18 protein-coding genes are annotated in these 24,040 nt (G+C 37.7%); 8 read left to right on the forward strand and 10 right to left on the reverse strand.

What is annotated here, in order from left to right; genetic code table 11:
- Positions 1-144: 144 nt before the first annotated feature.
- Positions 145-1,230 carry a 4-hydroxythreonine-4-phosphate dehydrogenase PdxA gene (pdxA, locus tag NF867_RS17995; protein WP_252589790.1) on the forward strand — a complete coding sequence of 362 codons (1,086 nt, stop codon included), beginning with the start codon at positions 145-147 and terminating at the stop codon, positions 1,228-1,230.
- Between the two features lie 66 nt (positions 1,231-1,296).
- The gene (locus NF867_RS18000) at positions 1,297-1,773 is read left to right on the forward strand and encodes a nucleoside deaminase (RefSeq protein WP_252589791.1); all 477 of its coding nucleotides are present in this window, start codon (positions 1,297-1,299) and stop codon (positions 1,771-1,773) included.
- A gap of 455 nt (positions 1,774-2,228) precedes the next feature.
- Here NF867_RS18000 and NF867_RS18005 read toward each other — a convergent pair whose 3' ends face one another.
- The 3 genes from NF867_RS18005 to NF867_RS18015 all read right to left on the reverse strand — a co-directional run bounded on the left by NF867_RS18005 (position 2,229) and on the right by NF867_RS18015 (position 6,442).
- Positions 2,229-3,059 (reverse strand): glycerophosphodiester phosphodiesterase family protein, encoded by an 831-nt coding sequence (locus NF867_RS18005; RefSeq protein ID WP_252589792.1) that lies wholly within the window; start codon positions 3,057-3,059, stop codon positions 2,229-2,231.
- A 150-nt stretch (positions 3,060-3,209) separates the two neighbouring features.
- Positions 3,210-3,716 carry a hypothetical protein gene (locus NF867_RS18010; protein ID WP_252589793.1) on the reverse strand — a complete coding sequence of 169 codons (507 nt, stop codon included), beginning with the start codon at positions 3,714-3,716 and terminating at the stop codon, positions 3,210-3,212.
- Between the two features lie 188 nt (positions 3,717-3,904).
- Entirely contained in the window at positions 3,905-6,442 is a 2,538-nt protein-coding gene (locus tag NF867_RS18015; protein ID WP_252589794.1) for an ATP-dependent Clp protease ATP-binding subunit, read from the reverse strand.
- Between the two features lie 302 nt (positions 6,443-6,744).
- Between NF867_RS18015 and ettA the strand changes: the two genes are divergently transcribed.
- Complete coding sequence (gene ettA / locus NF867_RS18020) at positions 6,745-8,424, forward strand: energy-dependent translational throttle protein EttA (protein ID WP_252589795.1); 1,680 nt, start codon at positions 6,745-6,747, stop codon at positions 8,422-8,424.
- Between the two features lie 61 nt (positions 8,425-8,485).
- Here ettA and NF867_RS18025 read toward each other — a convergent pair whose 3' ends face one another.
- Positions 8,486-10,240 carry a sensor histidine kinase gene (locus NF867_RS18025; RefSeq protein WP_256471441.1) on the reverse strand — a complete coding sequence of 585 codons (1,755 nt, stop codon included), beginning with the start codon at positions 10,238-10,240 and terminating at the stop codon, positions 8,486-8,488.
- Positions 10,241-10,534: 294 nt separating this feature from the next.
- Between NF867_RS18025 and NF867_RS18030 the strand changes: the two genes are divergently transcribed.
- Together NF867_RS18030 and NF867_RS18035 are read left to right on the forward strand one after the other, a co-directional pair.
- The gene (locus NF867_RS18030) at positions 10,535-11,008 is read left to right on the forward strand and encodes a ribonuclease H-like YkuK family protein (RefSeq protein WP_252589797.1); all 474 of its coding nucleotides are present in this window, start codon (positions 10,535-10,537) and stop codon (positions 11,006-11,008) included.
- 176 nt (positions 11,009-11,184) lie between these two features.
- Positions 11,185-11,955, forward strand: a complete 771-nt coding sequence (locus tag NF867_RS18035; RefSeq protein ID WP_252589798.1) for a hypothetical protein — start codon at positions 11,185-11,187, stop codon at positions 11,953-11,955.
- A gap of 30 nt (positions 11,956-11,985) precedes the next feature.
- On the opposite strand, the gene htpG is transcribed toward NF867_RS18035, so the two are convergent.
- A complete protein-coding gene (htpG, locus tag NF867_RS18040; protein WP_252589799.1) occupies positions 11,986-13,851 on the reverse strand; it encodes a molecular chaperone HtpG in 1,866 nt (621 codons plus the stop codon).
- 172 nt (positions 13,852-14,023) lie between these two features.
- Between htpG and NF867_RS18045 the strand changes: the two genes are divergently transcribed.
- Positions 14,024-15,832, forward strand: a complete 1,809-nt coding sequence (locus tag NF867_RS18045; protein WP_252589800.1) for a hypothetical protein — start codon at positions 14,024-14,026, stop codon at positions 15,830-15,832.
- A gap of 71 nt (positions 15,833-15,903) precedes the next feature.
- Here NF867_RS18045 and mnmL read toward each other — a convergent pair whose 3' ends face one another.
- The 3 genes from mnmL to NF867_RS18060 all read right to left on the reverse strand — a co-directional run bounded on the left by mnmL (position 15,904) and on the right by NF867_RS18060 (position 18,395).
- Positions 15,904-16,860, reverse strand: a complete 957-nt coding sequence (gene mnmL / locus NF867_RS18050) for a tRNA modification radical SAM protein MnmL/YtqA (RefSeq protein ID WP_252589801.1) — start codon at positions 16,858-16,860, stop codon at positions 15,904-15,906.
- Between the two features lie 117 nt (positions 16,861-16,977).
- The gene (locus NF867_RS18055) at positions 16,978-17,760 is read right to left on the reverse strand and encodes an SDR family NAD(P)-dependent oxidoreductase (RefSeq protein ID WP_252589802.1); all 783 of its coding nucleotides are present in this window, start codon (positions 17,758-17,760) and stop codon (positions 16,978-16,980) included.
- A 131-nt stretch (positions 17,761-17,891) separates the two neighbouring features.
- The gene (locus NF867_RS18060) at positions 17,892-18,395 is read right to left on the reverse strand and encodes a hypothetical protein (RefSeq protein ID WP_252589803.1); all 504 of its coding nucleotides are present in this window, start codon (positions 18,393-18,395) and stop codon (positions 17,892-17,894) included.
- Between the two features lie 94 nt (positions 18,396-18,489).
- On the opposite strand from NF867_RS18060, the gene NF867_RS18065 reads away from it, so the two are divergent.
- Positions 18,490-21,867, forward strand: a complete 3,378-nt coding sequence (locus NF867_RS18065) for a methylmalonyl-CoA mutase family protein (RefSeq protein ID WP_252589804.1) — start codon at positions 18,490-18,492, stop codon at positions 21,865-21,867.
- A gap of 114 nt (positions 21,868-21,981) precedes the next feature.
- On the opposite strand, the gene NF867_RS18070 is transcribed toward NF867_RS18065, so the two are convergent.
- Entirely contained in the window at positions 21,982-22,527 is a 546-nt protein-coding gene (locus tag NF867_RS18070; protein WP_252589805.1) for a cupin domain-containing protein, read from the reverse strand.
- 1 nt (position 22,528) lies between these two features.
- Positions 22,529-23,389: a c-type cytochrome gene (locus NF867_RS18075; protein WP_252589806.1), complete on the reverse strand. Its 861-nt coding sequence runs from the start codon at positions 23,387-23,389 to the stop codon at positions 22,529-22,531.
- Positions 23,390-23,688: 299 nt separating this feature from the next.
- Between NF867_RS18075 and NF867_RS18080 the strand changes: the two genes are divergently transcribed.
- Entirely contained in the window at positions 23,689-23,997 is a 309-nt protein-coding gene (locus NF867_RS18080; RefSeq protein WP_252589807.1) for a hypothetical protein, read from the forward strand.
- Positions 23,998-24,040 lie beyond the last annotated feature (43 nt).

A 24,040-nucleotide genomic window follows, 5' to 3' on the forward strand; every position in this document is an offset into this window, starting at 1 on the left:
GTTAAGAAATTTTACGGCTTTGGATAATAGTTGTTATTTTTCAGGTAAGAATGTGACACATTGCTAAATTCAAAACCCAATACTACTAACAGATTACATTTATCTTATACCTTTGTAGTTATTAAAATTCAAAAATCGTAATAAATGTCGAACGTACCGCAGAAAAAAATAAAAGTCGGTATCTCTATCGGTGACATCAATGGAATTGGCATCGAAGTGATACTGAAAGCTCTTTTAGACAACCGTATTTTAGAGCTCTGTACACCAATTGTTTACGGATCTGTTAAAATCACATCTTTCCACCGAAAAGCTTTAAACATTCAGGATTTCAGCTTTAATATCATTCAAAATTCTGATCAGGCAAATCCGAAAAGAGCCAACCTGATTAATTGCTGGGAGGAAGAAGTTAAAATCGACATGGGTCAGCAAACTGAAAATGGTGGAAAATATGCATTTAAATCACTAGAGGCGGCAACAGCTGATTTACTTGCCGGTAAAATAGACGCTTTGGTAACTGCACCTATTAATAAACACAATATCCAACAGCCAGGCTTCGACTTTCCCGGTCATACAGAATATTTACAGGAAAAAGCTGGAAGCGGCGAATCGTTAATGTTTTTAGTGAGTGAAGATTTGCGTGTTGGCGTAGTTACCGGCCATATACCTATTAAAGAGGTTGCAGACTCTATCTCAGTTGAGAAGATTTTAGCGAAGCTCCGTTTAATGAACATAAGCTTAAAAAAAGATTTCTGGGTAGAAAAACCCAAGATTGCAGTTTTAGGACTTAATCCTCATGCAAGTGATAATGGATTAATTGGCGATGAAGAAACCAATATAATAATGCCGGCTATTGAAGAAGCCAGAAAAGAAAAAATATTTGCCTTTGGGCCGTACCCCGCCGATGGCTTTTTTGGGAAGGGATTACAAAATCAATTTGATGCCGTTTTAGCAATGTATCACGATCAAGGCTTAGTTGCATTTAAAGCGCTTTCATTTGGAACCGGAGTGAATTTTACTGCTGGCTTGCCAGTTGTTCGTACTTCACCCGACCATGGAACCGGCTACGATATTGCAGGTAAAAACCAAGCCAATGAAGCTTCATTCAGAAGAGCTATTTATATGGCTGTTGATGTGGTTCGAAAACGTTGGGAAACAGCTGAATTACTTGAAAATCCATTAAAAGTTGGACAGTTAAAAATGAAAGTCACTCATGAAGATAGCGAGGAATAATCTATCTTCTTTAGGTTAACATTAAAACTTCCTTTGGCAAAACAGGGGAAGTTTTTATTTTAAGACATGGGTAAATTAGAAAACGAGTTTATGCTTGAAGCCATCCGACTGTCGAAAGAAGGACTAATGAATAACGAGGGTGGGCCTTTTGGCTGTGTGATTGTCAAGGATGGAAAAATTATAGGCAAGGGAAACAATCAGGTATTAGCCACGAATGATCCTACTGCTCATGCCGAAGTGGTTGCAATCCGGGAAGCCTGTAAAACTCTTGGCTCGTTTCAACTTGAGGGCTGTGAACTTTATACATCATGCGAGCCATGTCCTATGTGCTTGGGGGCCATTTACTGGGCCCGTCCTCAAAAAGTGTATTATGCCAATACCCGAGAAGATGCAGCTAAAATTGGATTTGACGATGATTTTATCTATCAGGAAATACCATTAAGTTTAAGTGAACGCCATATACCCATGTTACCAATGGGAAGGGAACAAGCTTTAGAAGTGTTTAAATTTTGGGCTGAAAAGGGCAACAAATCACTTTATTGATTTTTTTGGAAACATGATGAATATCATATTGTTTCCTCTTTCATTGGATTACATTTGCATTGCAACAGAAAAGCCAATATCAGTTTGGTTCATAAATTTTAAGTATCGACAGAAAAGGTACTGCTTTGGGAGAGCGGTGCCTTTTATTTTTGCTGGCAATACCAAATAAATTTCCAGGACTGCTTATCCCTTTCAAAAAACATATACATAAAACAGCATCTATTCCTCTTATTTACTATAGTTTTGGATTGATATAAAAAATCATAAAAATTAACGGCCTTTTTTTATATCCCTATTGATAAATCATTTTATAGAATTCGCAAAACCTGATAAGAATCATTTTATTAGCTTTTTGCCTGGAGTACATTTGCATTGCAACAGAAAAGCCAACATCAGTTTGGTTCATAAATTTTAAGTATCGACAGAAAGGTACTGCTTCGGGAGAGCGGTGCCTTTTATTTTTGTTGATAACTCCCAAATAGTTTAATTGCCTTATCGGGATAATCAGTAATAATTCCATCTACCCTCATCAATGCAACTTTTTGAAGTACTTGAGCCTCATTTATAGTCCAAGGGATCAGCTGCATTTGTTTTGCGTGGACAGCTTTCACTAAATGTTCATCCACTAACTCATAATCCGGGCTGTAAATAGTTGGAATAAAACCCAGTATTTTAAGGTTTTCCTCAAAGCTTAACCTATTTTCTACTAAAAGCGCCGTTTTAAACTCTGGATATTTTTGATAAATAATCTGCAAGGTTCTTACATCAAATGATTGAATAATAACCCTGTTTTGAACTCCTTTCAACCGAATAACCTCAACTAATAATTGAACGAATTCGGCTGGCTTTGGATGAAAAACATCGTCCCCTTCAGGGGTTAGTTTGGTTTCTATGTTATAAAACAGTGGTTTTAATTTATTCTGATTGACGTACATCTCAACACTATCAATTAACGTCGATAGTAAGGGTTTTTCAACTTTAAGCTTTTCCTGATCCGGAAATCTTGGATGTGGCTTTAAGCCTACATCAAATTTCCTGATACTATCATAATCCATCTGATAGATGTTAAACGATTTTTCTGTTTTTTCATCAATCAATTCTCCCCCCGGTTGGAGAGCAAATTCATGTGACATGTAATTGTCATGAGAAACAACAACCTTTTTATCCTTAGATATAACGCAATCCATTTCAAGCGTTTGCACACCTAAAGCAATTGCATGTATCATTGCAGGAATTGTATTCTCGGGCTTTAAGCCTCTACAACCCCTATGGCCTTGTATATCCACTTTGACTGTATTTTGAGCGTTAACAATTGTGCTTAGCAATGTAAAAGATATCAAGAAAAAAAATTGCCTCATAATTGAATTTAATTATGAGGCAAAATAATCTTAACAATGTTAAGCAACTATTAAATTATAGTAGGATAAACAATTTGTTTAATCAACCTGAACATATTTCACAGTAGTACCTAAAGCTTTTTCAACTGCTTTGTAATCTTTCAGATTTACTCCTTTTTCTTTTAGTAAAGAAATATCTTCTGCATCAATTAAAACTACTTTAACCTGCATAAACCCTGGTTTGCTCATCGTTCTTACAGGTACAGTTTGTACGTCAATCCTAATTGCACCTGGGCTGGTAGAGTAACTATAGGCAAAACCATCGTAGGTCATTGGTAAAGCTTCATAAACATTAGAAGCACGGGATATATAAACCAAAACACCTCCAATATCATTAAAGGCTGAACTTAGTTCAGGAACGTCCAAAGCTGCATTACAGGCAGTATTGTTATCATATGCTGTCCATCTACTGGTATTCAAATCAAAAATGATAGTACGAGCTGGAGTAGTATAAACTTCGGTTACTTCAGTAACATGTTCTTGGCATGAGGTAGTTGCTCCTAGAATCATCAATAGGGAACAAATAGTGAGAGTAATTCTTTTCATATAAAATAAGATTTAATATAGAGCGCTTTCTAAATTTTAGCTATGGCTCTTTAATTAGAAGATGCTAAGACGTACAGCTCAGTTGCATGAGGTTTTGCAACAAAATAGTAGCCATTGATTTTCAGACAGATAAATTCAAACCTAAACGATGATGGATAAAAAAAGCGCCCCATTTAGGGGCGCTACTATTAACTTAGGTTATCTTCTTCTTTTTTCTTGCGCTTTCGCGCTTCCTTTAAAACATTGACCTTAATTTCATTGGTTTCTTTGTCAACACCCACTTCCATTATATCACCATCCTGAATTTCTCCTTTAAGAATTTCTTCAGCAATAGGATCTTCAAGATGTTTTTGTATAGCTCGATTTAGCGGACGAGCCCCAAAGTTAGGGTCAAAACCACGTTCTGCGATCAATTCTTTAGCGTCATCTGTTAGCTGAACAGTATATCCTAAACTTTGAATACGTCCAATTAATGACTTAAGTTCAATATCAATGATTTTGAAGATATCTTCTTTATTCAATGAATTAAACACTACCACATCGTCAACACGGTTTAAAAATTCCGGAGCAAATGCACGTTTTAAAGCAGTTTCAATCACTCCACGAGAATGACTTTCTGCACCCGCAACTTTGGTTGAAGTAGAGAAACCTACTCCCTGACCGAAATCTTTTAACTGTCGGGCACCGATGTTAGAGGTCATGATAATAACCGTATTTCGGAAATCAACTTTACGACCTAAGCTATCAGTTAACACACCTTCGTCTAATACTTGTAACAAGATATTAAATACATCAGGATGAGCTTTTTCAATCTCATCTAAAAGCACTACGGAATAAGGTTTACGACGTACTTTTTCTGTTAATTGACCACCTTCTTCATAACCAACATATCCCGGAGGAGCACCAACTAAACGAGAAACCGCAAATTTTTCCATGTACTCACTCATGTCGATTTGAATCAATGAATCATCAGTATCAAACATGAAGCGAGCAAGAGCCTTTGCTAATTCAGTTTTACCAACACCTGTAGGACCTAAGAAAATAAACGAGCCGATTGGCTTTTTAGGATCTTTTAAACCTGCGCGTGTACGTTGAATAGCTTTCGTCAGTTTTTTAATTGCTTCATCCTGACCAATGATCTTGTCTTTCAACTCATCGGCCATATTAAGTAATTTCTGGCTATCAGCTTGTCCAACACGTTGAACAGGAATACCTGTCATCATTGCAACCACTTCGGCAACGTTGTCTTCTGAAACTATATAACGTTTTGTTTTGGTTTCAGCTTCCCACTCCGCTTTCGCACGTTCCAATTCTTCCAACAGGTGCTTTTCTGTATCGCGTAACTTGGCAGCTTCTTCGTATTTCTGACTGCGTACAACACGATTTTTTTCCACTTTAATATCTTCAATACGTTGCTCTATATCAATGATATTCTGAGGAACATGAATATTGGTTAAGTGAACACGTGAACCGGCCTCATCTAAAGCATCAATCGCCTTATCTGGTAAGAAACGGTCTGTGATATAACGATTGGTTAAATTAACACAAGCGTTAATAGCTTCTGGAGTATAGTTTACACCATGGTGTTCTTCGTATTTCTCCTTAATGCGATTCAATATCTCAATTGTTTCATCAACAGTAGCTGGTTCAACCATTACCTTTTGGAAACGACGATCCAAAGCACCATCTTTTTCAATATACTGACGATACTCATCTAAGGTTGTAGCTCCAATACATTGAATTTCTCCACGTGCCAAAGCAGGTTTGAACATGTTTGATGCATCCAGTGAACCAGAAGCTCCACCAGCACCAACTATGGTATGAATCTCGTCGATGAATAAAATCACATCAGGTGATTTTTCCAACTCATTCATTACCGCTTTCATGCGTTCTTCAAATTGACCACGATATTTGGTACCAGCCACTAATGAAGCAAGATCCAAGGTAACCACACGTTTATTGAACAATACACGCGACACTTTACGCTGAACAATTCGCAAGGCCAATCCTTCGGCAATTGCTGATTTACCAACACCTGGCTCACCAATAAGGATTGGGTTATTTTTCTTACGGCGAGAAAGAATTTGAGAAACACGCTCAATTTCTTTTTCACGTCCAACAATTGGATCCAGTTTCCCGTCTTCGGCAGCCTTTGTTAAATCGCGGCCAAAATTATCCAAAACAGGAGTTTTAGATTTTGAATCACTGGTTTTCTTAGAGCTACCAAAGTTTTCTTCTTCTCTATAGTTTTCTTCGTCAGAAGAGCTTTGCGGTGCTTCACTACGAATTCCACTTACGTTGGCTTCTAATTCGGCTTTAAATACTTCGTAATTAACGTTAAACTGATTTAATACTTGAGAAGCAATATTATCCTCATCGCGGAGTAATGAAAGGAGCAAATGCTCTGTACCAATTACTTCACTTTTAAAAATCTTTGCTTCCAGGTAAGTGATTTTAAGCACTTTCTCGGCCTGTTTTGTCAATGGAATATTTCCAAGATTAACAGTTGTACCTGAAGTACCTTTCACTGCGTCTTCAATGGTTTTACGCAACTTATAGGTGTCAATACCCATTCCTTTCAGCAACTTGATGGCAATACCATCTCCCTCACGGATCAGTCCCAAAAGCAAATGTTCTGTCCCTATATAGTCGTGCCCTAATCGTAAAGCCTCCTCTCGGCTGTACGAAATGACGTCTTTAACTCTCGGTGAAAATTTTGCTTCCATATAGTAAGGAATATAGTTATTTATTACTTAAAACGCTTAAATGTATTAAATTGTTTATACAAGTCAAGAGCTATTTGAAATTGCAACTTGCGGAACGATGAATGGCCTTTAAGAGCCTGTGACCAATGTATGAACTATCTTATTAAATCGAAGCGATTTTTTATTAAGTTATCAACAATTACGCCAAATGCCAAGCTATATATAAAATACGAGAAAACATACAATAAGATTGCCTAAGCGATTATTTTTTTGAGGGCAACAGGCTAATACCGATATTTGCCAGCCTAAGTAAACAAGCAATAATGTCAGACGAAAAGATTATATTTTCAATGGCAGGTGTAAACAAGATTTACCCGCCACAAAAACAAGTTCTGAAGAACATTTACCTATCATTTTTCTATGGTGCGAAAATCGGAGTAATTGGTCTTAACGGTTCAGGAAAATCATCCCTGTTAAAAATAATTGCAGGTTTAGATAAATCATACCAGGGTGAAGTGGTTTTTTCTCCAGGTTATACCGTGGGTTATTTAGCCCAGGAACCGGAATTAGACCCTAATAAAACCGTTAAAGAAGTGGTTCAGGAGGGCGCTCAGCACATCATCGATATTTTAAAAGAATACGAAGAGATCAATGAACGCTTTGGCTTACCTGAAGTGTATGAGAATCCGGATGCGATGGATAAATTGATGAGTCGTCAGGGTGAATTGCAAGATAAAATTGATGCGGTAGGAGCATGGGAGCTGGACAATAAATTAGAGCGTGCAATGGACGCATTACGTTGCCCAGAGCCAGACACCAAAATTGCCGTTTTGTCAGGTGGAGAACGTCGCCGGGTGGCATTATGTCGCTTATTGATTCAGGAGCCAGATGTTCTATTGCTCGATGAGCCTACCAACCACTTGGATGCCGAATCAATTGATTGGTTAGAAATGCACTTGCAACAATATAAAGGAACTGTAATAGCCGTTACCCACGACCGTTACTTCCTTGATAATGTTGCCGGATGGATTTTAGAATTAGACCGAGGTGAGGGTATTCCGTGGAAAGGTAACTATTCTTCATGGTTGGATCAAAAAGCCAAACGTTTAGCACAAGAAGAGAAAACAGAAACTAAACGTCAGAAAACTTTAGAGCGTGAGCTGGAATGGGTTCGTATGGCACCTAAAGCTCGTCATGCTAAATCAAAAGCACGTTTATCTGCTTATGATAAATTAGCCAGTGAAGAAACTAACGAACGTGAAGCTAAATTAGAGTTGTTTATTCCTCCTGGCCCTCGATTGGGAAATGTGGTTATTGAAGCTCATGGAGTATCAAAATCTTACGGCGATCGTATCTTATTTGAAAACCTTGAATTTAGTCTACCTCCAGCGGGCATCGTGGGCATCATCGGACCAAATGGTGCTGGAAAGACCACTTTGTTTAAGCTAATAACCGGACAAGTTCAAGCTGATTCAGGTTCGTTTAAAGTTGGCGAAACTGTAAAATTAGGTTATGTGGACCAAACCCATAATGATCTGGACCCTGAGAAAACGGTTTTTGAAAACATAACTGGCGGAACAGAAAACATTATGTTGGGTAATAAGTCGATGAATGGCCGTGCGTATGTTTCTAAATTCAACTTTAATGGTGCAGATCAACAGAAGAAAGTTGGTGTACTTTCGGGAGGAGAACGAAACAGAGCTCACCTTGCCATTACTTTAAAAGAAGGTGCCAATGTGCTGTTGCTCGATGAGCCTACCAATGACATTGACGTGAATACACTTCGCTCATTAGAAGAAGCATTGGAGAACTTTGGGGGTTGTGCGGTAATCATCTCCCACGACCGTTGGTTCCTGGATCGTATCTGTACGCATATTTTAGCTTTTGAAGGTAACTCGCAGGTATATTTCTTCGAAGGTAATTATAGCGAGTATGAAGAAAATCGTAAAAAGCGCTTAGGTAATGACACTCCACATCGGATTAAGTATAAGAATTTAGTATAAAACAAAAACCTCCGGAAATATTTCCGGAGGTTTTTTTTCATATTGTAATTGGATAACAACATCACTTACTAGAAAGAGCAAAACTAAAGAAGCTCCCTTCACTTAATTGACTTTCAATTAACAGTTCACTGGCGTGCTGGTTGATAAATTCTTTACAAAGCAGAAGTCCCAATCCAGATCCGGCTTCATCACCTGTTCCTCTTGTTGTAAAAGATTCCATTCGTTTTAGCTTCTCAATGGCAGTACGATCCATACCAACGCCATTATCTTTCACAGAAACCAAAACTTTACCATTGTCTTCCTTTACGGCAATAGAAACCTGATTACCTGCAGAACAAAACTTAACGGCATTACTTAACAAGTTTCTTAATACCAAACGGATCATTTGGGGATCGGCATATACGAATACATTTTCACTTATGGCATCATGAATAGTTACCCCTTTGTCATTTGCTCTTGGAATAAAATACTTCAGCTCCTGATTTATCAATAATTTAACATCAAACGACTCGAGGTTTACCCTACTGCCCTTCAACTGACTACGTGACCAGCAAAGTAAGTTTTCAAGCAGATCATGTGAATATTTTATTCCTCCAGAAAGCTGATGAAGCATTTTTTCGAATTCCTCCTTGGTAAGCATTTTATTTTCGATCAACCTGAGTACATCCATTAAATTCACTAGTGGAGTTCTCAAATCGTGCGAAATGATGGAGAACAATTTATCCTTTATGCTGTTCAACTCCTGCAACTCATCCGATTGTTGCTTTAACTTCAAGGCATATTGTTTTTGGACTGTTACATCTTTAAAAAGCAAAACTATTCCGCTATATTTTTCAGCTTTATCCGTTATTGGAGCTCCCTCAACGGTTATTAGTCGTGTATCATTATTTAAATTCAAACTGAGCTCTGTGCATCCGGGTTTTTCGGCATTAACAAATTCAATAAAATCAGGCCCTACTTTGAGCAGCTCGGAAAAGTGAGTACCGATAATAGAAAAGTGATTCTTTTCAAAGTAATCCTTCATTTTATGATTAAAATCCACTATTCGATGCTCACGATCAAGAACCAAAACCCCGTCAGTCATTAACTCTACAATTTTCTCTCTGGCAACTGGAACAATGTTAAATAAGCGAAAATTAATTAACCCAAAACCGACAATAATACCTGTTGCTATAAATGCATAGGGTGTTAAATCAAGGTACTTATATGGACGGTATCCCATCAAATATAAAACGTTGAAAACCCAGGGAATAAGAGAGGCAAACAATAGTGTTTGATTTTGTTTGCGATAAATAGCATCAGCATTTTTAAATTTTTTAATCATTAAAAAGGAGCCATATATCAGTAAGATATAGAAGTACCCCATAAATACTTTATACCATACCCCTCCGTGAAGTGCCATTATCGGGAACGGAGCCGAGTGAGAATCGAGATACAGAGATTTATAATAAAAATGATGGTATTGATTAGTCCAAACCAGAAAAATTGTAATAAGGGGAACAAAAAAAATCAGTACCAGATTTCGCTTTGTAAGCAAATGATCTTTGCCGATAAACAAGAGTACAAAGACGAACCAAACTCCAGGCAAAGGGGCAATGCCTATGTATTCGACCTTCAAGCATAACAGCATTTGCTCAAACATCTGACTCGACAGTTCAAAACTATAAGTAATTGTCCAAACGGCTGTTAACAGCATCATGAATGAGAACCATCGAACTACTGGTGCCGGTCGTGAAAAGGTTAATACAGCCATTATGACCGACACTAACCCAGATATAAACAGGATTATGGAGTAGGAATTGGTTATTAGATTCATGCGCTTATTGATAAGTTGGAGAAAGCGCCTACGAAAATAACAATATTCTTTAGGAGAAAAACAATTACCCTACATTAAATAAACATTAAAATCAATTTATTGTCAAACAAATATGGATCACTCGTCGCAGTTTTAAAGAGGGAATTGGATAGTATTAATCATAGCATATTTCACCAACACATGTTAATAAAACTTTAACATAACTTATTGGTTTATAATAGATAAATTGGTATATCTTTATAAGACCTCTCGCCACTCAGGCATCACAGGTCCGTACTTAAAACTTAAAAAGTTATGGCTTGGAGAAAATTTAACGGAGAAATTATTCATTTTCCAATTTTAGAAGAAGTAGAAAAAGCCATTGAGCGTGAATCAGCTCAGGGCTACAAATTAAAGGTGTGTGTGGGCACCGACTCACAGGTAAAAGCTGAAGCAACTGACTTTGCAACGGTAATTGTATTTCTGAGGGAACATCATGGAGGTTTTATGTATATTCATCAGGAAAAGTCGACCAAGAAAATGGGAATCCGCGAGCGAATGCTTTCAGAAGTACAAAAATCAATTGATATTGCCTATGCACTCTGTCCTTTACTAGAACTTTACGACGTTGATATGGAAGTTCATGCCGATATTAACACTAATCCTCATTTTAAATCAAATATAGCATTACATGAAGCTATGGGCTATATTTTAAGCATGGGCTTTGTGTTCAAAGCTAAACCTGAGGCATTTGCCAGCAGCAACTGCGCGAATAAAGTGGTGCAATAAGCTAATTCAAACATTACATCTTTCGTCTGCCATTAACGATTATCCATCGTAAGAAAATTTACGTCCTCTCCTTTCCTGTTAAACTATTATGATTTTTTTATTCATAATATTTCTTTGCTTGTCTTTTAGTTTATTAATTGCCCCATCCTATATTTGTTCTTCAAACAATAGCTGCTATGAAAAAAACATTTTTGCCAATTTCAGTGCTTCAAATCATGCTTTTCTCTTCTTGTTCAATGACCAAGTACTTTCCTACACCGGTACAAACTCCATTATTATCTGAGAAAAATGAATTAAAAATAACTGCATCTATTCCTGGGGATGTGTCAGTTGCTTATGCACCGGGCAAAAACATTGGTGTATTTAGTACTGTAAGTTTTTACAATGAATGGAAAGAATCATCAACAACAATCAACAGTGCCCAGGAGGAAAATGAAAAAAATGGAAACCATTTGGTATTTGAAGCAGGTGCAGGATATTTTAAGAAAAGTGACAAAAATCTCCTTTTAGAGATATATGGAGGCTTTGGATTAGGAAAGTTTGACATTGATTCAAAATACAATAATGACCCTATAAATTATGAATACAAAATCCCTACCTCTAAATTTTTTATTAACCCCAGTTTTGGAATCAAAAAGGAACTAGTAGAACTTGCCTTTAGTATGCGATTTACTGCTCTAAGCTTTGGTAAAAGAACAACCAATTTTAATAGCGAGATGATCGATAATGAAGAACTTGAAAATTTGGACACACGAACATACTTTTTCTACGAACCTTCATTTACCATTCGGGCTGGTTTTAAACCTCTTAAATTTCATTACCAGTTAGGATATTCACATAAATTTGGCCGTTCATATTTAAATTACATGCCTCTTTTCAGTACTTTAGGAGTAACTATCGACATTACTCCAAATCTTTTTAAAACAACAAAGGCAACTAATAAATAGCTGCCTTTGGATTTATAATTTTAAACTTAATTAATCAACCAATTCAATAGAACGCTGGATAAAACCGGTTAAGGCTTCACCTTTCAACATTCCCTGAGCAAGTAAGGCCAAATCATAAGCCTGTCGAGCTAATTGTGATTGCTTTTCGGCATCGGCTGACAATAATTTTAGAATAAGGGCGTGGTTTCCGTTGACCATTACTTTTTCGGCTCCAAAACCATTGAACCCAAACATTCCACCGTTTCCACCTGATAATTCCTGCATTTCCATCATACGACGCATAAACTCTGGTCGAACAATTGTAACCGGCATTTCATCACCGCTCATAGCAGCTACTTCCAAATCGAGTTTATCATTTCCGGTAGCTTTTTTGAAGATTGCATCTACCTCTTTTTTCTGATCTTCAGTTAAAGCAACATCGAGTTGGGTATCCGTTTCAATTAATTTATCAACAGTATCAGCATCCACACGCTTCATACGAACTTTATCAAGTTTATACTCCACATTACTGATAAAATGATTGTCAATTAATGCATCCATTTTCAATACATCGAAACCACGGTTCTTTGCTGCACGGATAAAGATATCCTGTAGTGCCGGTTTGGATGTATAGATAAGGGTATAATTGCCGTTTTTATCAACCTGATTATCTTTGATTTTCTCTTTGTATTCCTCAAGCGTTGATAGTTTTCCATCCAAGCTTTCATACAAGCAGAACTTTTGTGCTTTTTCAAAAAACTTTTCTTCGGTAACCATTCCGTATTTCACAAACAGGCCAACACTTTCCCATTTTTGCTCAAATAAAACGCGATCGGTTTTAAACAGTTCTTCTAATCGATCAGCTACTTTACGGGTAATGTAACTGCTGATCTTCTTCACATTGGCATCCGACTGCAAGTATGAACGTGAAACGTTAAGTGGAATATCCGGTGAATCGATAACACCATGCATTAAGCGTAAAAACTCCGGAACAATATTCTCTACATTATCAGTAATGAATACCTGACGTGAATAAAGTTGAATTTTATCTTTATGCAGGGTAATATCATTTTTAACCTTAGGGAAGTACAAAATACCGGTCAGATTAAACGGATAATCAACGTTTAGATGAATCCAGAATAAAGGCTCTTCGGCCATTGGATAAAGCTCACGATAGAAATTAAGATAATCCTCATCTTTCAACGATTGTGGATCGCGTGTATATAAAGGCTGAACCGCATTAATCACATGATCCTTTTCAATCGTTTTCTCTTCATCTCCTTCTTTAACCGTTTCAGTGTCTTTACCAAACACAATTTTAATAGGCATGAAACGGCAATAGCGGTTCAATATTTCTTGAATTTTGTGTTCTTCAATGAACTCTTCCGAGTCGCTATTCAGATAAAGAATAATATCGGTTCCTCTATCCGCTTTCTCAACTTCTTCAATGCTGAATTCTGTAGATCCATCGCAAGTCCATTTTACCGCAGGGGCATCTTTATATGATTTAGTAATCAGTTCAACTTTTTCAGCAACCATAAACGCCGAGTAAAAGCCTAAACCGAATTTTCCTATGATAGAAGTGGTATCTATATCTTTAAACTTCTCAACAAACTCTGTAGCGCCAGAAAAAGCCACTTGATTGATGTATTTCATCACCTCCTCTTCCGACATACCAATACCTCGGTCAGAAATTGTCAGTGTTTTATTTTCTTTATCGACACTAATATGGATTGACAAATCACCCAACTCGCCTTTAAAATCACCTATACCGCTAAGTTTTTGGAGTTTTTGAGTTGCGTCAGTCGCATTTGCTACTAACTCACGTAAGAAAATATCATGATCAGAATAGAGAAACTTTTTAATGATTGGAAAGATGTTCTCGGTGTTTACTGAAATTGATCCTTTTTGTGCCATATTATGAGTATTAATAATTTATAAATTGTTAACACCCCCTCAAACAAGGAGCATACCATTAAAAAAAATGTGAAATTTTGTCAGCCATTAACCTAATTTATGGTTAAAAAACTGATTTAAATCATGTTTTATTTTGCCATTATTCCGTCACTTAGCACTAAAATTTTCAAAAATGGGGAAGAAATCATTTCATTCATTTCATATTCCAGTAATGGGTTTGGCTTATACTATCGATAGTCCGGTCAAAGTAGCCCGTTATGGCATTTCATCAGTTGTATCGGTTGTAGAAGACCGATTAATTGAAATGATGCGTGGTTATTATTATTCAGAGTTAAAAGAAAAATATACTCCGATTACTGATAAAGAGCCTGATTATCGGGCAAAAAGAATAAAAGATTACCTTAATCTTTTAAACCGAATTGTTAAAAATCAATTTGAAGAACTAAAAAAATCGGCATTCGAAAAAGGATCAGAACTGGTTCGTTATTTCGAATTACTGCCTGAAAACCATAGTCTAAAAGTACTTTACACCAAAATGCAATCTGCTTGTAGTGAGCTTGAAAAAATGGAACTTCAAACTACACTACGCAAGTTAATAACTCCTGGAAGCATCGATGTAAACATCATGACAAAGGTAGATAAAAACAATTACGACAAAGCAGGGAATATTATTGAGAACGGATCAGATGCACTTACCGCACTGAAGGCTTACGCTGAAAGTGACCTTGAAAATTCCTCTATCATTTTTTCTGCGGGACTAAATCCTCGTTTGTTCAATTACCTTGACCAGTTTGAAGATTTTAAAGCTTCAGCAGATGGATCTTTCCGGAAAAAAATTGTGGTTAAGGTGAGCGATTATCGTTCAGCATTAATCCAGGGAAAATATTTAGCTAAAAAAGGTATTTGGGTTAGTGAGTTTAGAATCGAGTCGGGTTTAAACTGCGGTGGGCATGCTTTTGCCACCGACGGGTTTCTAATCGGACCTATACTTCATGAGTTTAAGTCGAAAAGAGAAGAACTTACTCAAGAGCTTTTTAGTGTTTACCAAAAATCCTTCGAACAAAAAGAAGCAAGTATTCCGAATGAGGTTCCACAACTAAAAATCACCTATCAGGGCGGTGTAGGAACAGCCAATGAGCATGATTTTTTATCAACCTATTATCAACTAGATTCTATAGGTTGGGGAACACCTTTTCTGCTGGTTCCTGAAGCTACCACTGTTGACAAAAGCACATTGGATTTACTAGCTCGGTCAGGAGAAGAGGATGTTATTTTAAGCAATAACTCTCCGCTTGGTGTTCGATTTAATTATTTAAGAAGAAGTTCGGGCGAAATTGAGAAATTGCAACGTGTTGCCTGTAACAAACCGGGCAGCCCATGTACCGAAAAATACCTTCAGAACAATACCGAATTTACCGAAAAACCTATTTGTACTGCATCAATAGAGTATCAGAAACTTAAAATTGATTCGATTAATAAGCAAGATATTTCTGCTAAAGAAAAAGAAAAGCAAATAGAAACGGTATTAAGTAAAGAATGTTTGTGTATTGGATTAAGCAATTCGGCATCGATAGCTTATAAAACTCCTTTTCTTAAGAATCTAACCGCTGTAACCGTTTGTCCGGGGCCAAACATTTCTTATTTCAATAAAATTGCTTCGTTAAAAGAGATGGTGAATCACATTTATGGTCGCGAAAACTTATTAAGCAGTGTTGCCCGCCCGGATGTGTTTACAAAAGAGCTTCAACTTTACATCAGCTATTTAAAAGAACAAGTTGATGAGTTAGCTGAAAGCTTCAACCAGAAAAAAGAAAAATATGTGCTCGACTTTAAGGCTAATCTGGAAGATGGTATTAATTACTATCGACGAATAGCGAATAATCTTTCGGAATACAAAGTGGGAGCCAGATTTGAAGATGGTCTGAAAAATCTTGAACAAGAAATTCAGCAACTATTTAACAATAAACTACACACAGTGTAAGTGATTAGTATAATTGTCTATTAAAGCAAAGCGGTAAACCGAAAGGTTACCGCTTTTTTTGTGGTATTTTTTTAGGACCAATTCTTTACCGGTTCATATTTACTTCCCTGCACCACTCCTTTTTTCTCCAAATAGTTCTCGAAATAGGTTTGAATGCCTGATTTGTTCATGCCCCAGTCTGGTGCAATTAAAAACTGACGATCAGAAATACCGAACAAACGTTGGATAACAATATCGGGGCGTAATAGAGGAATTAGCTCACAAAGAAACTCAGCATACTCCTCCATTGTAAAAAGTTTAAAAGGCTCGCGTTTGTATTTAACTCCCATAATCGAACCTTCGACAATGTATAAGTGATGTAGTTTCACAAAATTGATTCGTGGATGACGATTGATTTCATCCGCATATGCCAGCATCATTTCTTTGGTTTCGCCAGGTAAGCCGAAGATCGAATGCACACAAACATCCAGCTTGGAATTTGTTAGCATTCCCAACACATTCACCAACTCGGCATGTGTACATCCTCTATTTAATTGAGCAAGCGTATCTTCATAAATCGACTCCATGCCCATTTCAAGGTCAACATCAAACCGGTCGGTATAACTTTCTAACAAAGCAATCTTTTCTGCATCAATGCAATCGGCACGTGTACCAACTGATAAGCCTACTATATCATTTGTGTTTACTGATAAGGCTGCATCATACATTTCTTTCAGGTAGTGAGCAGGCGCATAGGTGTTGGTATTAGGCTGAAAATAAACAATGAATTTATCTGCTCTATACATTTGACGGGCTCGTTCCATCCCAAGCGACAGCTGGTCGCGCATATCGGGTAATGAACGGGTAAGCTCAGGAGTAAACGAATCGACATTACAATAAGTGCAGCCCCCGTACCCCTTGTTTCCATCTCTGTTCGGACACGTAAACCCTCCATCTACAATTACCTTAAACACACGCTGTCCGTCATACTTCTCACGAAGCCAGGCGCCGTAGTTATTATATGTTGTTATTCCTGAAACCGTTGACATGGCGCAAAGGTAAAGAAAAAAAGTAAGCCCCCTTAAATTTGCGTTTGTATCTGCAAATCAGGAGGCATTTGGAAATATTCAAACAGATTGTGTAAAGAACTTGATCAATGCTTTTCGTTAAGCAAAGCGTTCTCCTTCTTTTGGCATGGGGCGCGAAGAGGTTTTCCGGAATAAACGCATGGTATTTAACAATAACCTATTCATAAAACCATTTACAGCAACAGTTTTTCCCTCAATCATCGAGTGAAAACCAAACTCTGCCACTTCCCAATCTTTAGGTAATTTTCGAGTTTTAAGAAGTTTGTTCACCTCCACTTCAGCCAAATGTTGTAACCCTGACTGTTTAGGATCAGGACAAAGAGCCGTTACTGTTATTCCACTATTTTTAAGCTCATTAGCAATTGCTTCGGAGAAAGATAGCACAAACGCTTTTGTAGCATGATAAACCGCCATATTAGGTCCAGGCTGAAACGCCGCCGTTGAGGCAACATTCAGCACCCTTCCCTTACCGCGTTTTACCATATCATTTAAAATTAGCTTGGTGAGCTGTACTAAACTGACTACATTTAAATTGATCATCTCTCGTTCCTTTTCCCAATCAATCTCATAAAAGTTGCCTCCATCGCCAACACCTGCATTGTTAATTAAGTAATCAATGCTAAAACCGTCCTTAATAATATCATTGTATACAACAAAAGGAGCATTTGTTTTACTAAGATCGAAAGGGATGAATTTAACCCGAACACCATAGCGTTGGTATAGATCGAGGGCAAGGTCGAGCAATTGGTCTTCGTTTTTATCAATTAAGACCAAGTCAACCTTATTACGGGCCATTATACGCGAGAAATAATAACCTATTCCTTGTGTAGCCCCGGTTATAAGGGCTGTCCGTTTATTCATAAAGAGAGAGTTAGATTTATTGAAGTTACAAAAAATCAGTCGCATTGTAACATTCTGATTATAAACAAAAAAGAAACCAACTCTTAAAAAACAAACTTACGAACGGGTAACCATTTGAATTTCTGATGGTTTTAATTATCAGAGAGAAATTGCGTTAATTTTTCGGTGTATTTCAAGGCTCTTCTCTCAGCAATTTGATCAAACACGAATAAAATCAAGGCTTGTAATAAAAGTCCCAGACCTATCCCCAACCAAAAATTCTGTTTTGAATAATTTGGCCAAATTAAACCAACACTAAGAAGCAATAAGCCAATTTCAACATACATGATCACTTTAAAATTGCTGTTAACTTTTTGAATACGCGGCAGCTCTTTATTTTTCAGATAATCAGGATTCATATCAAAGCTATAGATCACATCACTGGTCTGTTTATCTGTTCGGGTATAGACCGAATAACCTACTGCTATTTCAATAATTCCAAAAACCAGCAATGGAAAAGCGGCACCTAAAAACATCTTCGATTTTAAAAAAAAGAAAACCACGGCTGTTAATACCGCTATTCCTCCAATAATCAGAATAATTAATGTGGCTGATTTTTCAGCTTCAAAATAAGAACGGATATCCTGATGATTCATAGATGGTTTTTAATTTGAAGATACTAATTCCCCAACATTGATTCTATCCTTAATTATAGGTTGAAATGTATAAATTTGACCCATCAATAACCTGATGATGGAAACTGTAGAAGTTTATAAACCTAAGAACAAAGTACGATTTGTTACGGCCGCCTCCCTTTTCGACGGGCACGATGCATCTATAAATATCATGCGTCGTATCCTTCAGTCGTCAGGAGCGGAAGTAATTCACCTTGGCCATAACCGCTCTGTTGAAGAAGTGGTGAACTGTGCCATTCAGGAAGATGTGCAGGGAATTGCCATGACAAGTTATCAGGGCGGACACGTAGAATATTTCAAATATATGTTCGACCTGCTAAAAGAACGTGGTGCGGGACATATTAAGTTATTTGGAGGAGGAGGAGGAGTGATCCTTCCTGAAGAAATTGACGAGCTCCATCAATATGGTATAACTCGTATTTTTTCTCCGGATGACGGTCGTACCATGGGATTACAAGGTATGATAAACTACCTGATGAAAGAATGTGATTTTCCGGTTAAAACTCAACTTAACGGAGAAATTAAAGATATAGGCAAGAAAGAAGTCACAGCCATTGCTCATGCAATTTCGGTTGCTGAAAACTTTCCGGAAGAAGCAGATAAATTTTTAGATGAGGTAAAAAGCCTAATTGGTCAACGCAAAATTCCAGTATTGGGAATCACCGGAACCGGTGGTGCTGGTAAATCTTCGTTAGTGGATGAATTGGTACGTCGTTACTTACTTGAAACTGATAAAACCATTGCCATTATTTCAGTCGATCCATCAAAACGCAAAACAGGAGGGGCTTTACTCGGCGACCGTATTCGTATGAACGCGATCAATAATCCAAGGGTCTATATGCGATCTTTGGCAACCCGTCAGGCAAATCTTGCTCTTTCAAAATACGTTCAGGAAGCCATTGACATCTGCAAAGCCGCTTCTTACGACCTGATCATTGTAGAGACTTCAGGTATTGGCCAGTCTGACACCGAGATCACCGAACATTGCGATGTTTCATTATATGTAATGACACCTGAATTTGGTGCGGCTACACAGTTGGAAAAAATTGACATGCTTGATTTTGCCGACTTGGTTGCCATCAACAAATTTGATAAGCGCGGAGCATTAGACGCTATTCGTGACGTTAAAAAACAATACAAGCGCAATCACAACCTTTGGGATGCTAATGATGACAGCCTGCCAATCTTTGGAACTATCGCTTCGCAGTTCAATGATCCGGGAATGAACAATTTGTTCGCTGCCTTAATGAGCAAGATCAAAGAAAAAACCGGAATTGATTTCCAAGCGCACTACGAGCTAACTCCTGAAGTTTCTGAAAAAGTTTACATCATTCCGCCTGATCGCAACCGCTATTTAGCAGAGATTGTTGAAAATAATCATGAATACAAGAAATGGGTAAATGAGCAGAGTAATACTGCCCAAAAGATGTTTCAGTTAAAAGGGACAATTGATTTATTGAAGAGTCAAGCGGAACCTCAAGCAGAAACAATCGGTCAGCTTGAACAACTATACATACATCTGGAAGATAATCTTTCCGGCGAATGCAAACGTTTATTGCGTGAATGGCCTGAAACCGTAAAAAAATACTCGGAGGACTTTTTCGTTTATAAGGTTCGAGACAAAGAAATAAGACAGCCTTTGTTTTACGAATCATTATCAAGGCTGAAAGTTCCAAAAATCGCTTTACCTAAATATGAAGCCTGGGGCGACATTTTACGTTGGTTATTAACCGAAAATGTCCCGGGGGAATTCCCTTATGCAGCAGGAGTATTTCCATTAAAGCGTGAAGGTGAGGACCCTACCCGTATGTTTGCCGGTGAAGGAGGGCCTGAACGTACCAATAAACGTTTCCACTATGTTTCATTAGGTCAGCCTGCTCACCGTTTATCTACGGCATTTGACTCGGTGACTTTATATGGTGAAGACCCGCATACCCGTCCGGATATTTACGGAAAAATTGGCAACTCTGGAGTATCCATCGCCACACTTGATGATTGCAAGAAATTGTACTCAGGTTTTGACCTTTGTCATACTAGCACTTCTGTTTCGATGACCATTAATGGCCCTGCTCCAATGTTATTGGGCTTTTTCATGAATGCAGCAATCGATCAGCAATGTGAAAAATACATTCATCAGCATGGATTGGTAAAAGAGGTGAAAGCTAAAATTGAGGAGATCTATAAGCTAAAAGGTATTGAGAGGCCAACCTATAATGGAGAGTTACCTGAAGGCAATAATGGTTTAGGTTTACTATTATTAGGTGTAACCGGCGACCAGGTTTTACCGGCTGATGTTTATGAAAAAATAAGAGCGCATGCAATTTCAACTGTTCGAGGAACCGTACAGGCCGATATTTTAAAAGAGGATCAGGCTCAAAACACCTGTATTTTCTCTACCGAGTTTGCCTTACGGATGATGGGTGATATTCAGCAATATTTCATCGATCAGAAAGTACGTAACTTCTATTCGGTATCTATTTCGGGTTATCACATTGCTGAAGCTGGTGCCAACCCAATTTCACAGCTCGCATTTACACTTGCAAACGGTTTTACCTTTGTTGAGTACTATCTAAGCAGAGGAATGCATATTGACGAATTTGCACCAAATCTTTCGTTTTTCTTCTCCAACGGTATTGATCCAGAATATGCGGTTATTGGCCGGGTGGCACGAAGAATTTGGGCAAAAGCCATCAAAAACAAATACAAAGGAAATGATCGTTCACAAAAACTGAAGTATCATATTCAAACTTCGGGACGTTCGTTGCATGCTCAGGAAATCGACTTTAACGATATTCGTACCACTTTACAGGCTCTTTACGCGATTTACGACAACTGTAATTCATTGCACACTAATGCATATGACGAAGCCATTACCACTCCTACCGAAGAATCGGTGCGCAGAGCCATGGCCATTCAGTTGATCATTAACCGTGAATTAGGTTTAGCCAAAAACGAAAACCCAATACAAGGGGCATTCATTATTGAAGAACTTACTGATTTGGTTGAAGAAGCTGTACTAGCCGAATTTAAACGCATCAACGATCGTGGTGGTGTTTTAGGAGCCATGGAAACTATGTATCAGCGCAGTAAAATACAGGAAGAATCGTTGTATTACGAAACGTTAAAACACAACGGTGATTATCCGATTATTGGTGTAAACACTTTCTTGAACAGCAAAGGTTCTCCAACGGTTATTCCGCAAGAAGTAATCCGGGCAACTGAGGAAGAAAAGCAATACCAAATTGCTGCTTTGCAGGAGTTCCAAAAACGCAATGACGATAAGTGTGCGCAGTCGCTCAAGGAACTTCAGCAAGCTGCCATCCATAATCAGAACATTTTCGACAAATTAATGGAAGTAACCAAGTACTGCTCATTAGGCCAAATTTCTGGTGCTCTGTATCAGGTAGGCGGACAGTACAGAAGAAACATGTAATGAGATTTCAGATTGTAGAAGTACGATTTTAGAGTTTTAAATATAAGCGCCTTGCTGAAAACAGCAAGGCGTTATATTTTCATCTACTCACGGAAAGAAAATCAATTGCTTTTACTAATAACAGTATTCTTCCAGCAATAGTCCTTCGATTCCCTTCTTTCTGGCTTTTTGAGCGAACCATCTCATTATTGGCATGATCAGTTGATAGATACCGGGTAAGTTGGAATCACTCCAAACCATTAAAAGACTTAAATGATAAAAGCTTTTAGGAATCCCTTTTTTATTAGTTCTCCCATCTCTACATAAACCGTAAGCTACCATAAGAGTATTCTCAAAACCTGAATGACCCGGTTGGAGTAGTACATTGAACGTTACAGGATTACTATCGGATGGATTAAAAAATCGGTGCATGATATTCTCCACTACCGTAAAATTTTCACCTTTTTTCAAAATAATCTTTTCTCCATCAGCCTCCACTTCTAATTCCCCTTCCAACACTTCAAAGGTTTCTGAAAAAGCTTTATGATAATGAAGGTCATTACCTCCGCCCGGAGACAGTTCGACTTCAACATAGGTGTGCTTACCATCAGTTTCAGCCGACGTTTCTAAAAACGTCACCTTATCCTTAATTAAAGGATTCTCAATTGTCCTCCTTTTCATCTTATAGTGTATTTAGAAATTTATATAAAGCTTTTATCTCCACGTCACTATATTCTCTGGTCATTTGCCAAGGCATATCTTCGGTGTTCATTTGCGTGCCATTGGGTCTTTTTCCTGTACGCAAAACAGATGTAAATTGCTCTTCTGTCCATTTACCCACAGCGCCAGTTTTGGTTAAATCAGGAACATGAGGTCCTCCCGGAGCCAGATTTTCACCTCCTTTAAAATTTGGCTGGTGACAACCCGTACATGTTTGGGCTATATATTTTCCAAACTCAATTGAAACTTCGGGCTTAATCTCCGCAATTATTCCCTGGCTATGATCGATCTTTTCGGCCGCGTATATATGAACCATTCCCAAAGCATCAAGTACTTTTCCTAATGGGCCAATTGAAATAGGTGGAAGATCAGTTTTTGATTCTTGAAGGGTCTTACAATAAGCAATAAGCGCAGCCAGGTCTTTTTCTGAAAGAGCCATGTTTTTATCAGAAGGCATGATGATCAGTGGTCTTCCATCTTTTTTTATCCCATGGCGAATGGCTTTTATCCAGTCTTGATCAGTATTGTTTTTTAATAAGGTGAGATTTGCAGAGCTAAAAGTGCCAAGTAATGCATCTTGAAAGAAGACTTTGCCGTCTAGCTTTGTCCCGTGGCAATCCTGACAGCCTTTAATAATTGAAAGATGCTTTCCTAGTTCAATGGAAGCCGAATCAGAGGGGATATTTATATTCTCTGCTTCTACAGTATAAACCTTTTGACCTCGCTTATAAATATTAAATGAGATTATTCCGTAGGCCAATACTAACATTCCAATTAGTGAGCCCAAAGTGATTCCTGTGATTTTTAAGATTTTCTTAATCATGATGTTGTTGTTGTTAGTTTTAAATACCCGGTGTTACCCGAACCGATTCAAGTAATTCGAATAATTAAAATTACAACACCTTATTTTTCTACAAATCAGTACTTTAACTAGGTTTCACAATTAAGTATTTCCACTTAGACAGGAGCTGTTTCTAGGTTAATGAATAGGCAGTAAATAGGAGCTCCCTGACGTAGTACACTGGTTCAGTTTTTGGTTTTATTAAGTGCAACTAAAACAGACTAAAACCAAACAATATAACAATTGAAAGACTTTACACACTTGTTTTTAACCTCAAAGTAATGAAAAAGCTCATATTGTTATTTGTAACTTGCGCTTTTGCTCTAGGAGCTTATGCACAAGAAGTTCCAACAATGGCAGCAAAAACCAGCTCTCATAAACATACTGCTAGTGTTGTCAAATTTTGGTGTCCTAAGTGTGACTATTCATCCACAGAACGAGGAGATTGCCCTACAGACCATGTAGCGCTAATCAAAGAAGGCGACTATTATTGTAAAGATCACAACAATGAAATTAGCGCTCAGCCTGGTAAATGCCCTCAATGCCATAAAAAATTAAGTAAAATGACAGCTAAAACAGCAGGTTCTTAATAATTTTTGTATCCCTAGCTTTCCGTATTTAAAAAACCGACTT

Source organism: Solitalea agri, from assembly GCF_023914155.1.
In the GTDB taxonomy this organism is placed as follows: domain Bacteria; phylum Bacteroidota; class Bacteroidia; order Sphingobacteriales; family Sphingobacteriaceae; genus Solitalea; species Solitalea agri.

Bases quoted from the DNA above. Each gene is read 5' to 3' on its own strand.
- pdxA (WP_252589790.1), top strand. From the start codon at position 145: ATGTCGAACGTACCGCAGAAAAAAATAAAAGTCGGTATCTCTATCGGT.
- NF867_RS18070 (WP_252589805.1), bottom strand. From the start codon at position 22,527: ATGAAAAGGAGGACAATTGAGAATCCTTTAATTAAGGATAAGGTGACG.
- NF867_RS18060 (WP_252589803.1), bottom strand. From the start codon at position 18,395: ATGAATCATCAGGATATCCGTTCTTATTTTGAAGCTGAAAAATCAGCC.
- NF867_RS18075 (WP_252589806.1), bottom strand. From the start codon at position 23,389: ATGATTAAGAAAATCTTAAAAATCACAGGAATCACTTTGGGCTCACTA.
- NF867_RS18035 (WP_252589798.1), top strand. From the start codon at position 11,185: ATGAAAAAAACATTTTTGCCAATTTCAGTGCTTCAAATCATGCTTTTC.
- ettA (WP_252589795.1), top strand. From the start codon at position 6,745: ATGTCAGACGAAAAGATTATATTTTCAATGGCAGGTGTAAACAAGATT.
- NF867_RS18030 (WP_252589797.1), top strand. From the start codon at position 10,535: ATGGCTTGGAGAAAATTTAACGGAGAAATTATTCATTTTCCAATTTTA.
- NF867_RS18065 (WP_252589804.1), top strand. From the start codon at position 18,490: ATGATGGAAACTGTAGAAGTTTATAAACCTAAGAACAAAGTACGATTT.
- mnmL (WP_252589801.1), bottom strand. From the start codon at position 16,860: ATGTCAACGGTTTCAGGAATAACAACATATAATAACTACGGCGCCTGG.
- NF867_RS18080 (WP_252589807.1), top strand. From the start codon at position 23,689: ATGAAAAAGCTCATATTGTTATTTGTAACTTGCGCTTTTGCTCTAGGA.
- NF867_RS18010 (WP_252589793.1), bottom strand. From the start codon at position 3,716: ATGAAAAGAATTACTCTCACTATTTGTTCCCTATTGATGATTCTAGGA.
- NF867_RS18025 (WP_256471441.1), bottom strand. From the start codon at position 10,240: ATGAATCTAATAACCAATTCCTACTCCATAATCCTGTTTATATCTGGG.
- NF867_RS18000 (WP_252589791.1), top strand. From the start codon at position 1,297: ATGGGTAAATTAGAAAACGAGTTTATGCTTGAAGCCATCCGACTGTCG.
- htpG (WP_252589799.1), bottom strand. From the start codon at position 13,851: ATGGCACAAAAAGGATCAATTTCAGTAAACACCGAGAACATCTTTCCA.
- NF867_RS18045 (WP_252589800.1), top strand. From the start codon at position 14,024: ATGGGGAAGAAATCATTTCATTCATTTCATATTCCAGTAATGGGTTTG.
- NF867_RS18015 (WP_252589794.1), bottom strand. From the start codon at position 6,442: ATGGAAGCAAAATTTTCACCGAGAGTTAAAGACGTCATTTCGTACAGC.
- NF867_RS18055 (WP_252589802.1), bottom strand. From the start codon at position 17,760: ATGAATAAACGGACAGCCCTTATAACCGGGGCTACACAAGGAATAGGT.